We start from the raw sequence: 12,173 nt of genomic DNA on the forward strand, positions 1-12,173 counted from the left end.
TTGATCGATCGTGTACCGTATGTTCACGACGAGGCCGCGATGCGTGGGAAGACCCAAGACCGAACTGGTGTTGACGGAAGACGAGTACGAGCAGCTCACCGCACTGACATTGCGGCGCAAGACCGCGCAGGCCTTGGCGCTGCGGGCACGCATTGTTCTGAGCTGTGCCGAAGGCGTTGATAACAAGGCAGTTGCGAGCCGGCAGCGCGTGACGCCTCAGACCGTCTCGAAGTGGCGTGCCCGATTCGTTGAGCATCGGCTGGACGGATTGCTCGATGCCCCCTCGACCCGGCGCACCGCGCACGATCGACGACGCACGCGTGGACGCCGTGATCGCCAAGACGCTGGAGAGCGTGCCCGACGCCGCGACGCACTGGAGCACGCGCACCATGGCGCGCGAAGCCGGCCTATCGCAAACGGCGGTGTCGCGCATCTGGCGCGCATTCGGACTGCAGCCCCATCGCCAAGATACCTTCAAGCTTTCCAGCGACCCGCTGTTTGTCGAGAAGGTGCGCGACATCGTCGGGTTGTACATGGACCCGCCGCTGATGGCCATGGTGTTGTGCGTCGATGAGAAGAGTCAGATACAGGCACTGGACCGCACGCAGCCCTTGCTTCCCCTGGCGCCCGGCATCGCCGAGCGGCGCACCCATGACTACGAGCGCCATGGCACGACCACCCTGTTCGCAGCGCTGGACATTGCCACCGGAGCCGTCATCGGAGATCTGCATCGGCGCCACCGCAGCGCCGAGTTCCTACAGTTCCTGCGCACCATCGAGGCCAACGGTAATAGTCCGGCCGACCCCGTTCTTGACGTCAGTGGTCACGGCCAGGAGGGCGTCAGGCTGTGACGTCAGTGATGTGCTGAAGGAAGGCGAACCCAACTCGCCAGGCACGGCCGTCGCAATGAATGGTGGCGGTGCGTTGGTTGATGCGCGTGATTTGCCCGATGTGCCGCTGCAAGCCTTGATCGGCGAAGCTCACGCGCTGGCCGACACGGAAGTTTTCGCGGCGCGGAATCTCCGGCGGCGGAGTGGGCTTGCTCGGCGCGGATGCTTGCTCGCCCGTGTTTGCGGTGGCCGACTCCGTCGTCATGATGGCGGCGTAAGGCAGGCTGAGATGTTTGTTGTTGGCCTCGTCGAGCACCGTCACACGGTCGTTCTTCATTGACACGACCCGCACCGTCCGCCACTTGCCGTCGCCCCAATGGAGATACTGCACCTGCTGACCCAGATGCAGTTGGCTGCGCGCCTGTACGACGCGCCGCGGATCGGCCAGCAGTTGTTCGATCACCCAGCTGAGCTGGTACAGCTCAGCACTGGTGGCCATGGGCAAGTCTTCGATCAGCTTGATGCGCATGGCCCATTTTGCCCACGACGCCAGCTCAGGCGGCCTGCGCGAGCTCCTCGTACCAGGATGGCCGAAGCTGTTGGAGCTGGGGCGCCACGACCTAGGGCAGCAGCTCGTCGATTCGGTTGATCGGGTGGTCGGCGATGCGCTCCAGTACATGGCGTAGATACGCCTGCGGGTTGATCCCGTTGAGCTTGGCCGTTCCGATCAACGTGTAGATCACTGCAGCGCTGTGGCCGCCGGCATCCGAGCCCAGATGCAAGAAGTTTTTTCTTCCGATTGCAACGCCGCGCAGCGCGCGCTCGGCCGCATTGTTGTGCGCCTCGATGCGCCCGTCATCCACGAAGCGTGTGAGCGCCGTCCAGTTGCCCAACGAGTATCCGATGGCCAGCGCCAAGGGCGACTTTGCCGAGAGCTGCGCCAAGGTCGTGTTCAGCCAGAGCTTCAGGTCCTCGAGCAAGGGGCGCGTGCGCGCCTGCCGAACGCGCATGCGTTCATCGGGCGGCTTGCCATTGATCTCGGCCTCTACCTTGAAGATCTTGCCGATGCGCAGCAGCGCTTGATGCGCCAAGGTGCCAGCCAGCTTGTGTTGCCGCTCGTGGATGTCCCACACCTTTCGTCGCGCGTGGCTCCAGCATGCCGCCTCGATGACCCGGCCGTCTTCGTAAAGGGGGTGATACCCCGCGTACGCATCGGCTTGCAGGATTCCCCGGAAGTCCTTCAGGTGACGCACCGGATGCTCGCCCCGGCGGTTGGCCGAGTACTGGAACCACACCGCCGGCGCGGCCGTGTCGGCACTCGGGCGATCATCTCGCACATAGACCCACAGCCGCCCGGTGCTCGCCTTGCTCCCGGCACCGCCGAGCACACGGATAGGCGTGTCGTCGCCGTGGACCTTTGCGGCGCGCAGCACATGGCGCCCGAGGGCATCGGCCAGCGGCGCCATCAGGCGTGCCGCCTGGCCGACCCAGTCTGTCGGCGTGGAGCGAGGCAACTCCACGCCATCGCGCGCATAGATCTGGCACAGCCGGTACAGGGGCGTGTGGTCCGCGAACTTGCTCGTCAGTACGTGGGCGAGCAATCCGGCACCGGCCAGGCCGCGCGCGATCGGACGGCTCGGCGCGAGCGCCTGCACGATCGTGCTGCATCCGCCGCAGGCCAGCTTCGGTCGAACATGGCGCACGACGTGGAAGCTGCCGGGCTCGTAGTCGAGGACCTCCGAGACGTCCTGGCCGATCTCGCGCAGGCCGTTGCCGCACGCCTCGCACGTGCAGCCACCTTCAGGCGTGTGCATCACGGTGCGCCGCGGCAAGTGCTCGGGCAGTCCGCGCGAGCCGGTTTCCTGCCCGGCCTTGCGCTTCTTGCGAGCGTCTTGCATCGACCTGACGTTGGACTGCTGCTCGCTGTCTTCGGCGCCCTCGCTGCCCTCGCAATGAGCCGTCAACACCACGGCCGGCTGCGCGACCTGGCCACCCACTAGTTCAAGCTGTGCATGCTCGAGCTGTTCGCTGGAACGGCCGTATTTCATGCGCCGCAAGTAGGCCAGCTCGACCTTGAGCTTGTCGATGGTCAGCAACGCGATCTTCAACGCCTCCTGCGAACGCACCACTTCGCCATTGAGCAAAGCGTTGCTGGCAAGCAGTTGTTCGGGCGTCATGGCATGACTGTGCCGGATGCGCCCGGCACTCCCCACGGGAGATGTCCTGTCAACCCGTCGGCTTGGGTCTACGCCGCGGCACGCGGTTGCCAGGTGCGCTCGGGGCGGCGCCAGTCGATGCCTTCGAGCAGCATGGACAGTTGCGCGGCACTGAGCGCGATCGAGCCGGACTCGGCGTTCGGCCAGATGAAGCGGCCACGCTCCAGGCGCCGGGACAGCAGGTACATGCCGTCCCCATCGCTCCACAGCAGCTTGACCAGATCCCCGCGGCGGCCGCGGAAGACGAAGACGTGACCGCCGTACGGATCTTCAGTGAGCGCGGTCTGCACTTTGACGGCGAGCGTGTCCATGCCACAGCGCATGTCGGTGACACCGGCGGCCAGCCAGATCCGGGTACCCGCGCGCGGACCGATCATGACGATTGGCGCAGCGCGCGCAACACGCTGCACAGGCTCGCTTCGTCGACGGCGCCGTGCAGGCGCAACTGCGCACCTGCGATCTCCAGTTCGATGACGCCGGTCCGCGCGGGCTTGGCCGGCGCCGGTGCGATGGTGGCAAGCGGCGAAATCGCGTTGACACCCGAATCTTCGCCGACCGATGCCAGGCGCACGGGCAGCAGTACGGCAGGCGTCGTATGAAGCAACGTCAATTCGCGTTGGCGATCGCGCCGCCACTTGAACAACAGGTTGGCGTTGATGCCGTTGGCCATCGCGATGGCCGACACCGACGCGCCGGGCTGCATGCTCAACTCGATCAGCCGCGCCTTGAATGCGCGCTCGTGATGGCGACGTGACGGTTCGACGCCCTCTGCTTGACTCTTCATGGTGTGCACGATCTCCTGTTGGTGCACACCATCTCCGGGCACGCACTGTTCAGGTCACATGCTCCGAGATCTCGCCAGCTCCAACAAGAACGGTGCTGGCCGGACTATTACGGCCAACGTGCCGGTAGTGCTCGACGTCCACCTCGTGACGGACAACTACGGCACCCACAAGACACCTGCCATCAAGAACTGGCTCGCCCGGCATCCTTGCTTTCACGTGCATTTCACGCCGACCTCCGCGTCTTGGCTCAACCAGGTCGAGCGCTGGTTCGCCACCCTGACGCAGAAGTGCATCCGCCGCGGGACTCATCGCTCAACTCGTCAGCTCGAGCAGGCCATCAGGCACTACATCAAGATCAACAACGACGACCCGAAGCCGTTCGTATGGTCCAAGACAGCTGATGACATCCTCGCAAGCGTCGAACGGTTTTGCTTGCGAACTTCTAACTCACGACACTAGCAGCCAGTTGAGGACGATGGCTGCACCCCCCAGCGCTGCCCAGCAGAAGAGGCGAAACGAGAGCTTGCCGCGCAGCATCCCCATGGCCGCGCAGACGATCAGCAGTGTTGCCGCGCCAAAGGCGCAGCGCTAGAGAAGAAGGTCGATGATCGGCTGACCCGAGCGCACGACGAACCATCCGATGGTTCCCGAGATCACCATGGCGGCGGTCATCTCGATCGAGCCGCGGGTCTTGTTGTTCATTGCTGAGAGTGCCACTGGAGACGACGCTATCGCAGCTTTTCGATGTAGAAGCCGCTGAGTTCACCCGTCGAATGCCGTATCAATTGATACGCGACGCCTTGCTTCTTGCACCAGGCAAGGACAACCCACACTGTGGCTCCAGCGGCCGAGTGAGCGGATCCGCCCCTCTTGACAAACGAGTCAATGATTTGCCGTGCAACTGCAGGAGTCACCGCCACTGGATGGGTGTCAGGTGGCGGATCAATCGGGTCCAACAGTCGGCGGCTGCGGCCGTCAAATGGATCGTAGTTCATAACCCTGGTAGACGCTGAGGTTGAGCCCTTGGCAGTGGCGGTACTGGTTGTGCGACCTTGCCGCTCTGCCATTGAGCTACCCCACTGGCGCAGCAGCCCGATGCCGTACGCGGTGGCGAGGCTCATTGCAAACAGCTCTCCTCCGTCTTCGATCACGTTCATGCCGCGAAATCCGATGCCAGCGGAAACCAGCGCGACATGACCCATGTCGACAACGACACCGAAGAACAACAGCACGGCGAACATCCACAGCAACTGAAGGGAATGCGATTGCGCAAGCGGTTTGCTGCGGCGATGCGCCCACCAGCACAGCGCAATCAACGGCACGCCGAAAAACGCCGAAACCATTAGTTCGCCGAAGTCCTGCCCGCGCAGCCCGATGGCACCTACGAAGCCGAGGAAATGGGCAAGCCTGAAGCCGCCGCGTTCATGAATCATCAAGGAGTCGTCGAGTAGCGCGTACGCGAACACCAGCGCCCACGCGGCGTAGACAGGCTGGCGGGAACGCGCGGACATGATCGCCAGCGCAACGGCAACAGCGCTCGCCTTCAGGTATTGCCACCACTCCGCAGCGCCACGATCGACGTTGAGCAGCAGCAGGTCGCTTTCCAGGACCTCCAGCCAGCGAGCGACGTGGAGGGTACAGAACACGAGGTCGACCAAAAGCAGCGGCACGAGGCCGCCGCGAAGCATCACCAAAACGAGTTCGCGGCGGCCTGCCACCGGCGCCCTGGGCGAAGCGGCCGTCATTCGGCCTCCATCGACGACTTCGGGTTGTCCATTTACTGATTCGCTTGGTTCTTCCTTGTGATGCCCGCTTTCACGGATGGCTGGCGAGGATCGATCGTGCGATCCCCCGCTCAGTGCGCTGCCGGCACCACGTCGCCGGAGGTCGCTTCGTTCGAGCGCCTCTCGCGGGGCGCCATGGCCGTCACGTCCGCGTCGTGTCGCTCCGACAAGCGGGTGGAGGGATGCAACTGAATGACCCGATCGCACGAGCGGATGGTAGGCCGTTTCCTGCTCTCCAGCCTGCCGAGTGGCCTTCAGACTCTCGCCATTGACGGCAGACATCCGGGGCCGGGCAACGCCAACTACGGTGAGTACTTCATGCTCGTCGACCTGAAGGCGGGGGAGACGACGCTCCTGCCCGATGGACATCTGGCTCACCAAACTCGATCCGCGCGGAACGGTCAAGATTGCATCGCCGACGGTGGTGGAGACCGTTGTCAAGACGCCTGCGATCCCAGGGCTGGAATTGCGCATCCCGCCCGGCACGGTCATTCGTGACAGCCGAGGCAAAGTCGTCACCGAGCTCAACATCACGCCGGTTCCCGTGGACCGACCCCCGGTCCCGCTCCCAGGCTTTGAGGTGCCCGTGTACTTCACCATCCAGCCGGGTGGCGCCTGGCTGCAGGGACTGACCGCGAACGATGCCAAGGGCGCCCGACTGATCTACCCGAACTACACGACCGAGCTTGGTGGCGGCCGGTTTTCTTTCTGGAACTACGACGCGCGCGAAAAGGGTTGGTTCACCTACGGCGTTGGAACGGCCAGACCGGTGCCCGCCCGTTGGAGCAATGGCGTGCTGACGCCGAACAGGATGGCCGCCAGCAACGCCAGAAGGCCGCCGCGCAACGCAGGTAGGTGAGTAGGGCTCACATCTTCGGCCTCTCTGGGATCAAGAAGCAGATTCTGCACAAGTGACCGTCCGCTCGAGCATCGCCGAGGGAGGACAACGAACTCAATCGGCCGTTACCGCCAACACATAGAGCTGTACTGCCACCCAGCCCAAGGCCACAACGCCGGCCACCGCCAGCAACACGGCCATGCCACGCATGGCGCCCCGCGGCCTTTGGCGAGGCCCCCGATGCCGGAATCGCTGCGAAGTCTGCATGGTGTGGCTCCTTGCTTCCGGGTTCAATGTAGGCTGTTCTGCACCGATCCGCCAGCCAGCAAAAATCGCACCTCAGGCCATGGCCGCCCGCGCGATGTGTTGCCACGCCAACCCCACCAGCGCGAGCAGGCAGAAGGCCGCGCCGGCATAGAACGTGACCGGCGCGCCGAGGCGGTCCCACAACAGCCCGGCGACTACGCTGGCGACCAGCATCGCCGCTCCGCTCACCAGGTTGAAGAACCCGTAGGCAGTGCCGCGCAAGTCTGCAGGCGCAGTATCAGCCACCATGGTGGCCAGCAAGCCTTGCGTGATGCCCATGTGCACACCCCACAGGGCGACGCCCGCCAACACGACCCACCAATGGTCATCGCTGACGAGCACGACATCGGCCGCAATCAGCACGATCAGGCCGAGCGCCAGCAGTTTGGTGTGGCTCATACGGTCGGAGAGCTTGCCAAATGGATAGGCCGACAGCGCGTAGATCAGGTTCATCGCCACCATCACGAGCGGCACCAGGGCGACCGCGATGCCGCCTTGCTGTGCTCGCAGCACCAGGAATGCCTCGCTGAAACGCGCCAGGGTGAACACCGCACCGATAGCCACCACCCACCAATACGACCGGCCAAGGCGCTTCAAGTTTTCACGACGGATCGGATTGGTCCGCTTCTCAACCTGAGGATGTGACGGCTCCCGCAGGCCGAACAGGAGCAGCGTGACCGCCATCAAGCCCGGGACCACCGCCACCCAGAACACGGCCCGGAAATCGTTGGCCCAGAGCAGCATCAAGCCCACGGCCAGCAGCGGGCCGAGGAAGGCTCCCACCGTGTCGATCGACTGGCGCAGGCCGAAGGCGGCGCCGCGCAAGTGCGGCGGCGCAATGTCGGCGACCAACGCATCACGGGGTGCACCGCGCACCCCTTTGCCGACCCGATCCAGCAGCCGGGCCGTCAGCACCATGCCGACGGTAGGGGCCAGCGCGAACAGCGGTTTGGACAGTGCGCCCAAGGCGTAGCCAAACACGGCAAGCCCTTTTCGCTTGCCGAGATAGTCGCTGAGCGTGCCCGAGAAAACCTTGACGATCAGCGCCGTGGACTCGGCCAGCCCTTCGATCAGGCCGACCGCCAAAGCGCTGGCGCCCAAGGTCGAGACCATGAACAGCGGCAGCAGGCTGTGGATCATTTCCGAAGAGATGTCCGCCAGCATGCTGACAAAGCCGAGCACCCATATGCCGGCGGGAATTTGACGCAGGGTGGCGCTACTGCTTTTCGTGGTCATAGGGGTTCCGGCGCAGCATTGCTGTCGAAAGCCATGCAGGCGTGATGTGGGTTGGATCACTCACGGCTTGGCGGCCCGTTTGGCAGGCCGCTTTGCGGACGCTTTCTTCGCAGCTGCGGGCCGTGTCGTCGGTGCGGTCTTCGTGTTCTGCTCTCGCTCGAAAACCTCATTGGCGTAGTTCGTGGGCTCGACCGCCGCCAGCACACTGATCGACGAACTGCCCGAGCTCGGTCTGCTCACGCGCAAACAGATCACCAGCCTGGTGGGCCCGGCACCGCTGAACGCGACTTCGGCACCTTCAGGGGCCAGCGCCATATCTTCGATGGTCACGCCAGTGCGCGCCGCGTGCTCTACGTCGCAGCCCTGGGCGCCACGTGCTTTAATCCGGCCATCAAGGACTGCTACTCCCGACTCTTGGCCGCAGGCAAGCCCAAGATGGGCGCCCTCGTGGCCTGTATGCGCAAGCTGCTCATCACGCTCAATGCCATCGCCCGCACCAAGCCGCCTTGGCGCAACGACTTCGGCTCGGCTTGACTTCAAGGTTTTCAAGATGATTGCTGTGTGAATCTCGACGGCAGACGATGGCGCGCGCATGGTCGAGCGCGGCGACCCTTGGGCCCGGCTGCGGACGGATGCCGTCGAAGCTGAAGGGCAGGCGCGTGGTGAGGTACTCGTACGAGCCGTTGCTGACAGGCGCAGAGTTTTCGCGCTGTGCGAACTGCAGATCGCGCATGGCCTCCTCGACGCGCAGGTAGCGGGAGCACGGGACGCCCCGGGCAGACAGAATGGTCTCGTACTCGGCTGCGTCAATGCGCAGGTACAGCCCATGCCGAGAATTGGCTTTTTCTGTGGATCATTGTTCAGGCGGACAGGCGCTTTGAGTCCCAATTTGGCCGTCGACCTATCTCGGCAATGCGCCAAGCCCCGAACCCTGGATGCGCCGCCAAGGCGCTCCCACGCGTTCACGACGCCCCGGACACGCCGGCGCAGCTTGCTCAGCGGTCGTCCCTCGTCCTCACCGCATTCGCACGAGTCGCAGCGCACCGGCGACATCCTGGATGCCCGCGCGTTCGCAGATCTGTTCGAGTTCCTCGATCAACAGATCGATCTGGTTCAGGAACGCAGCCTTGTCCAGCGGCAAGCGCTGCGTGCACAAGGCCCACGACAGCTCGGCCAGGCGCCGCTCGTCCGCGCAACGAGCCCATGGACGGATCTCACAATAGCACAGCGCCGCAAGACGCGGCAGATCGAGGCCGCGGCGCGCATGCAGCACCTCCGCCGAGAGATCCTCGAGGGCGAGAAGAAGGCTGCCATACAACGCCGGGGTGTTCATGCTGCAATGCAACATTCTGAACGCCCGCGACCGATCGTCAAGCTTGAAATTAGGGTGCTCGCTCCAGTCCGTGGCCAGCCAAGCTATCCGTGCGAATGCCGAGCAGTTGCTCCATCGCTCCATTAGCGGTCACTCGTTGCTCTCCAAACCCCGCTGATCATCTCTGCGCCGCATACGGACCATACTGCGCGGCAGACATTCGCGCGGAAGACGCCTTGTATCTTCAAGCCCAGGTTTCGGACCGGCTCACATAGCCCGAGACGCCCATGGGAGGTTGTTGAAAGCCCATGAGTGAGCACTGGGCGCGTGAGCCGGACCGTCCTTTCCTGCAGCCCGAACGGTTGCAGGAATTCATAGTTCGCATGGACAAGGATGGGAGCGAAAGGACGCTCGCGAGGTCATCGAGGTCGAAGCGCGCGAGGTGCCCGACGTCGCGCCAGCCGGCGTCGAAATGCCCGCGCCGGATGTCGCCTCCGGCCGCTTCATCGCCGGCAGTTATGCCGACGCCGTGGGCCGCCGCGCCTACAAGCTCTACGTCCCGCGCCTGGCGCCAGCGAGCATCCGCTGCCGCTGCCGCTGCCGCTGGTCGTGATGCTGCATGGCTGCACCCAGGGTCTCGACGATTTCGCCGCGGGCACCGCGATGAACGAGGCGGCGCTGGCGCAGGGCTTCTTCGTGCTGTATCCCGCGCAGTCACAGCAAGCGAATCCACAGCACTGCTGGAAATGGTTCAAGCACAACCACCAGCGGCGCGGCCGCGGCGAGCCGGCACTTCTGGCCGGCATGACGCGCGACGTGATGGCGCGCCACGCGATCGACCCGGAACGCGTCCACGTCGCCGGACTGTCGGCCGGCGGCGCGATGGCCGCGATCCTCGGCGACGCCTACCCCGACCTGCATGCCGCGGTCGGCGCCCACTCCGGGCTCGCGGCAGGTGTCGCATCGGACCTGCCGTCGGCGCTGGCGGCGATGAAGGGCGGCGGCACCAACGTCCTAAGCGTCCCCAGCGGCGTGCCGACGGTCGTCTTCCACGGCGACGCCGATGCCACGGTCCATCCTTGCAACGGCGAGCAGGTCATCGCCGCCAGGCGCTGGCACCGCGACGACGGTCGAACTGCAGAAGCTGCAGGACAGTTGTGGTCGCGCCTGCACGCGACGCGTGCACCGCGCCGCCGATGGTCGGGTGGTCGCCGAACATTGGCTGCTGCATGGCGCGCCCCACGCCTGGTCGGGCGGCAGCGCGAAGGGCTCGTACACCGACGGCCGCGGGCCCGACGCCAGCGCCGAAATGCTGCGCTTCTTCTTCTTCGAGCACCCTCGCCGGCCGACGCACTGACGGCGGCCGGCCGTTCACCTCGGAGGCGCCTGCGCGATCGGCGCGCGGCGTGGCGTGCTGGACGACGGCTCGCGCGCCATGGATCATCTTCAGACTCCCGACGCTTGGCAAGCCATGAGCCCTTGCTTCATTTCAGGGGTCTCGCGAAGCTCAACTCGTGGCCGTCCGGGTCCGTGATGTGGAAGTAGCGCTCGCGCCACGCGGCATCGCGAGGCGCAAAGTCGGGCTTCAGACCGCGGGCGATGGCACGTCGGTAAACGGCGTCCACGTCGCGGACGTAAAAGATCACTCGACCCCACCAGGTCCAAGCTCGATCGGAGCCTTGGGCAATGAGATTGAGATAGCCGGTTCCGGCGGCCAGGCTGGTAAATGACGCCGATTCACCGCCATGGCGGATCGGAAAGCCCAAAGCCTCATAGAACCGCACGGCCCGACCCATGTCGTGGGTCGCCAGAGTCACCGCGCTGATGGCATCAATCCCTGGTGGTGCAGGAGCCTGGTCACTGCTCTCATTGCGTAGCGTTGGGGGCATCGCCGTCCTCACATTTCCGTGCACGGCGCACAGCGCACAGCGCACGAGCAACCTTAGCCGCTTCCCTATGGTGTTGCATGGCCAACGAGATGATGAAGAAACAGGCGACGACCGGAATTCGTCCTCCAGTCGGTCGGTCGGGCACTGCCTGACCGGCTTTCTTTCGCGGGCTGCTTCAATCGATGGACATCGTGTGGATTGCCGCGCTTGCGGCACTGTGGGTCGTGGCCGAAGCGTGCTCCGGCAGCAGGCTCGACGCACCCAAGGGGGAGCGCCCGTGATCGGCCTCGATGTTCTTTACAGGTTCGGCGGTCTCATCGCCGTGATCCTGTTCGCCTACCTGGTGTTCGCGCTGATCTGCGCCGAGGAGTTCTAACATGGACGCTTCCCGCCTCCAACGGGGCGACCGCGGCCAGCGCTCCGCCAGATCCGTGCATGCACCAAGGAACAAGGGCACTCCAGCTTGCATTGCAATCAAGCCCCGTCGCACGCAGCGTCGGGATGGTGTGCCGAGACGTTGGGTCTGGTCGTGACGTTGCGTTGGCTAGAACGGGTACGGCTGCTCGGCAGCGTTGCCAAACTCGGCCCGCTCCCTACGCAGCATTTGCTGACATGGCTAGCGCCTTTAGCTGACCTCAACACTTGCCGCCGAGGCCGAAGCGGCGGTTGAACCACTGGCTCAAATCGCTGTCGGGCTGATAGCGCAGCCAGCTCCACGAGCAACGTCCGCGCGCGCTTGTTGCCAGCTTTGCTGCCGCGAATCTGGCCCGCATGAGCGGCGATCGCGCGCAACCTATCGCTCGAGGCGCGCGAACGCGTCATCGCCCGGCTCGAGGCCCATCGGGCTCCGCTGGCCTGGATCGCCCGCGTGCGCGACGTCGTTCCGCTCGACGAAGCCGGCGAACGCGGCGTGTTCGGCGAGGCCTTGCCGCCGGGCTTGAAGCTGATCGGCTGAGCGCCGACGAGAAAAAGGGGCC

14 protein-coding genes and 5 pseudogenes are annotated in these 12,173 nt (G+C 64.8%); 7 read left to right on the forward strand and 12 right to left on the reverse strand.

Annotation, left to right across the window (positions count from 1 at the left end; translation table 11 throughout):
* Positions 1–19 precede the first annotated feature (19 nt).
* Positions 20–785: pseudogene (locus ACSQ89_RS34305) on the forward strand (IS630 family transposase); the annotation flags it as partial.
* Positions 786–840: 55 nt separating this feature from the next.
* Here the strand turns inward: ACSQ89_RS34305 and ACSQ89_RS34310 are convergent.
* The 4 genes from ACSQ89_RS34310 to tnpA all read right to left on the reverse strand — a co-directional run bounded on the left by ACSQ89_RS34310 (position 841) and on the right by tnpA (position 3,830).
* Positions 841–1,359, reverse strand: coding sequence for a hypothetical protein (locus ACSQ89_RS34310; RefSeq protein ID WP_436295681.1), 519 nt, complete (start codon positions 1,357–1,359; stop codon positions 841–843).
* Between the two features lie 91 nt (positions 1,360–1,450).
* Positions 1,451–3,007 carry an IS66 family transposase gene (gene tnpC / locus ACSQ89_RS34315; protein ID WP_436296563.1) on the reverse strand — a complete coding sequence of 519 codons (1,557 nt, stop codon included), beginning with the start codon at positions 3,005–3,007 and terminating at the stop codon, positions 1,451–1,453.
* Positions 3,008–3,075: 68 nt separating this feature from the next.
* Positions 3,076–3,423 carry an IS66 family insertion sequence element accessory protein TnpB gene (gene tnpB / locus ACSQ89_RS34320; RefSeq protein WP_436295679.1) on the reverse strand — a complete coding sequence of 116 codons (348 nt, stop codon included), beginning with the start codon at positions 3,421–3,423 and terminating at the stop codon, positions 3,076–3,078.
* On the reverse strand, positions 3,420–3,830 hold the full coding sequence (gene tnpA / locus ACSQ89_RS34325; RefSeq protein ID WP_436295678.1) for an IS66-like element accessory protein TnpA: 411 nt from the start codon (positions 3,828–3,830) through the stop codon (positions 3,420–3,422). The genes tnpB and tnpA overlap by 4 nt, the downstream gene beginning before the upstream one ends.
* 103 nt (positions 3,831–3,933) lie before the next feature.
* Here tnpA and ACSQ89_RS34330 point away from each other — a divergent pair.
* Positions 3,934–4,290, forward strand: a pseudogene (locus tag ACSQ89_RS34330) (transposase); the annotation flags it as partial.
* Positions 4,291–4,559: 269 nt separating this feature from the next.
* Here ACSQ89_RS34330 and ACSQ89_RS34335 read toward each other — a convergent pair.
* From ACSQ89_RS34335 to ACSQ89_RS34350, 4 genes and pseudogenes are all read right to left on the reverse strand, one after another.
* Positions 4,560–5,576 carry a hypothetical protein gene (locus ACSQ89_RS34335; protein WP_093103309.1) on the reverse strand — a complete coding sequence of 339 codons (1,017 nt, stop codon included), beginning with the start codon at positions 5,574–5,576 and terminating at the stop codon, positions 4,560–4,562.
* Between the two features lie 789 nt (positions 5,577–6,365).
* A pseudogene (locus tag ACSQ89_RS34340) lies at positions 6,366–6,485 on the reverse strand (EamA/RhaT family transporter); the annotation flags it as partial.
* An 82-nt stretch (positions 6,486–6,567) separates the two neighbouring features.
* Positions 6,568–6,720: a hypothetical protein gene (locus ACSQ89_RS34345; RefSeq protein WP_436296912.1), complete on the reverse strand. Its 153-nt coding sequence runs from the start codon at positions 6,718–6,720 to the stop codon at positions 6,568–6,570.
* A 72-nt stretch (positions 6,721–6,792) separates the two neighbouring features.
* Positions 6,793–7,995 (reverse strand): MFS transporter, encoded by a 1,203-nt coding sequence (locus ACSQ89_RS34350; protein WP_436295849.1) that lies wholly within the window; start codon positions 7,993–7,995, stop codon positions 6,793–6,795.
* A gap of 181 nt (positions 7,996–8,176) precedes the next feature.
* Between ACSQ89_RS34350 and ACSQ89_RS34355 the strand changes: the two are divergent.
* Positions 8,177–8,529: pseudogene (locus ACSQ89_RS34355) on the forward strand (transposase); the annotation flags it as partial.
* Here the strand turns inward: ACSQ89_RS34355 and ACSQ89_RS34360 are convergent.
* Together ACSQ89_RS34360 and ACSQ89_RS34365 are read right to left on the reverse strand one after the other, a co-directional pair.
* Positions 8,474–8,728, reverse strand: a complete 255-nt coding sequence (locus ACSQ89_RS34360; protein ID WP_436295861.1) for a hypothetical protein — start codon at positions 8,726–8,728, stop codon at positions 8,474–8,476. The pseudogene ACSQ89_RS34355 and the gene ACSQ89_RS34360 sit on opposite strands and share 56 nt — an antisense overlap.
* A 282-nt stretch (positions 8,729–9,010) precedes the next feature.
* Positions 9,011–9,451: a hypothetical protein gene (locus ACSQ89_RS34365; protein ID WP_436296914.1), complete on the reverse strand. Its 441-nt coding sequence runs from the start codon at positions 9,449–9,451 to the stop codon at positions 9,011–9,013.
* A 328-nt stretch (positions 9,452–9,779) separates the two neighbouring features.
* Here ACSQ89_RS34365 and ACSQ89_RS34370 point away from each other — a divergent pair, with 328 nt between their 5' ends.
* Both ACSQ89_RS34370 and ACSQ89_RS34375 read left to right on the forward strand, forming a co-directional pair.
* A complete protein-coding gene (locus ACSQ89_RS34370) occupies positions 9,780–9,920 on the forward strand; it encodes a hypothetical protein (RefSeq protein WP_436295833.1) in 141 nt (46 codons plus the stop codon).
* The gene (locus ACSQ89_RS34375; RefSeq protein WP_436295832.1) at positions 9,920–10,852 is read left to right on the forward strand and encodes an extracellular catalytic domain type 1 short-chain-length polyhydroxyalkanoate depolymerase; all 933 of its coding nucleotides are present in this window, start codon (positions 9,920–9,922) and stop codon (positions 10,850–10,852) included. The genes ACSQ89_RS34370 and ACSQ89_RS34375 overlap by 1 nt, the downstream gene beginning before the upstream one ends.
* Here ACSQ89_RS34375 and ACSQ89_RS34380 read toward each other — a convergent pair.
* Positions 10,792–11,196, reverse strand: coding sequence for a VOC family protein (locus ACSQ89_RS34380; protein WP_436295831.1), 405 nt, complete (start codon positions 11,194–11,196; stop codon positions 10,792–10,794). The genes ACSQ89_RS34375 and ACSQ89_RS34380 overlap by 61 nt on opposite strands.
* A 277-nt stretch (positions 11,197–11,473) precedes the next feature.
* On the opposite strand from ACSQ89_RS34380, the gene kdpF reads away from it, so the two are divergent.
* Positions 11,474–11,572: a K(+)-transporting ATPase subunit F gene (kdpF, locus tag ACSQ89_RS34385; RefSeq protein WP_436295830.1), complete on the forward strand. Its 99-nt coding sequence runs from the start codon at positions 11,474–11,476 to the stop codon at positions 11,570–11,572.
* 265 nt (positions 11,573–11,837) lie between these two features.
* On the opposite strand, the pseudogene ACSQ89_RS34390 reads toward kdpF, so the two are convergent.
* A pseudogene (locus tag ACSQ89_RS34390) lies at positions 11,838–11,949 on the reverse strand (IS110 family transposase); the annotation flags it as partial.
* A 67-nt stretch (positions 11,950–12,016) separates the two neighbouring features.
* On the opposite strand from ACSQ89_RS34390, the gene ACSQ89_RS34395 reads away from it, so the two are divergent.
* On the forward strand, positions 12,017–12,151 hold the full coding sequence (locus ACSQ89_RS34395) for a hypothetical protein (protein WP_436297270.1): 135 nt from the start codon (positions 12,017–12,019) through the stop codon (positions 12,149–12,151).
* The last annotated feature ends 22 nt before the right edge of the window (positions 12,152–12,173 follow it).

The organism is Variovorax sp. LjRoot175, from assembly GCF_964253805.1.
Lineage (GTDB): Bacteria > Pseudomonadota > Gammaproteobacteria > Burkholderiales > Burkholderiaceae_C > Variovorax.

Excerpts from the sequence above, each read along its gene's own strand:
- ACSQ89_RS34370 (WP_436295833.1), top strand. The coding sequence starts at position 9,780 with ATGCCCGCGCCGGATGTCGCCTCCGGCCGCTTCATCGCCGGCAGTTAT.
- ACSQ89_RS34365 (WP_436296914.1), bottom strand. The coding sequence starts at position 9,451 with ATGGAGCGATGGAGCAACTGCTCGGCATTCGCACGGATAGCTTGGCTG.
- ACSQ89_RS34375 (WP_436295832.1), top strand. The coding sequence starts at position 9,920 with ATGCTGCATGGCTGCACCCAGGGTCTCGACGATTTCGCCGCGGGCACC.
- tnpA (WP_436295678.1), bottom strand. The coding sequence starts at position 3,830 with ATGAAGAGTCAAGCAGAGGGCGTCGAACCGTCACGTCGCCATCACGAG.
- ACSQ89_RS34380 (WP_436295831.1), bottom strand. The coding sequence starts at position 11,196 with ATGCCCCCAACGCTACGCAATGAGAGCAGTGACCAGGCTCCTGCACCA.
- tnpC (WP_436296563.1), bottom strand. The coding sequence starts at position 3,007 with ATGACGCCCGAACAACTGCTTGCCAGCAACGCTTTGCTCAATGGCGAA.
- tnpB (WP_436295679.1), bottom strand. The coding sequence starts at position 3,423 with ATGATCGGTCCGCGCGCGGGTACCCGGATCTGGCTGGCCGCCGGTGTC.
- ACSQ89_RS34335 (WP_093103309.1), bottom strand. The coding sequence starts at position 5,576 with ATGACGGCCGCTTCGCCCAGGGCGCCGGTGGCAGGCCGCCGCGAACTC.
- ACSQ89_RS34360 (WP_436295861.1), bottom strand. The coding sequence starts at position 8,728 with ATGCGCGATCTGCAGTTCGCACAGCGCGAAAACTCTGCGCCTGTCAGC.
- ACSQ89_RS34345 (WP_436296912.1), bottom strand. The coding sequence starts at position 6,720 with ATGCAGACTTCGCAGCGATTCCGGCATCGGGGGCCTCGCCAAAGGCCG.
- ACSQ89_RS34310 (WP_436295681.1), bottom strand. The coding sequence starts at position 1,359 with ATGCGCATCAAGCTGATCGAAGACTTGCCCATGGCCACCAGTGCTGAG.
- ACSQ89_RS34350 (WP_436295849.1), bottom strand. The coding sequence starts at position 7,995 with ATGACCACGAAAAGCAGTAGCGCCACCCTGCGTCAAATTCCCGCCGGC.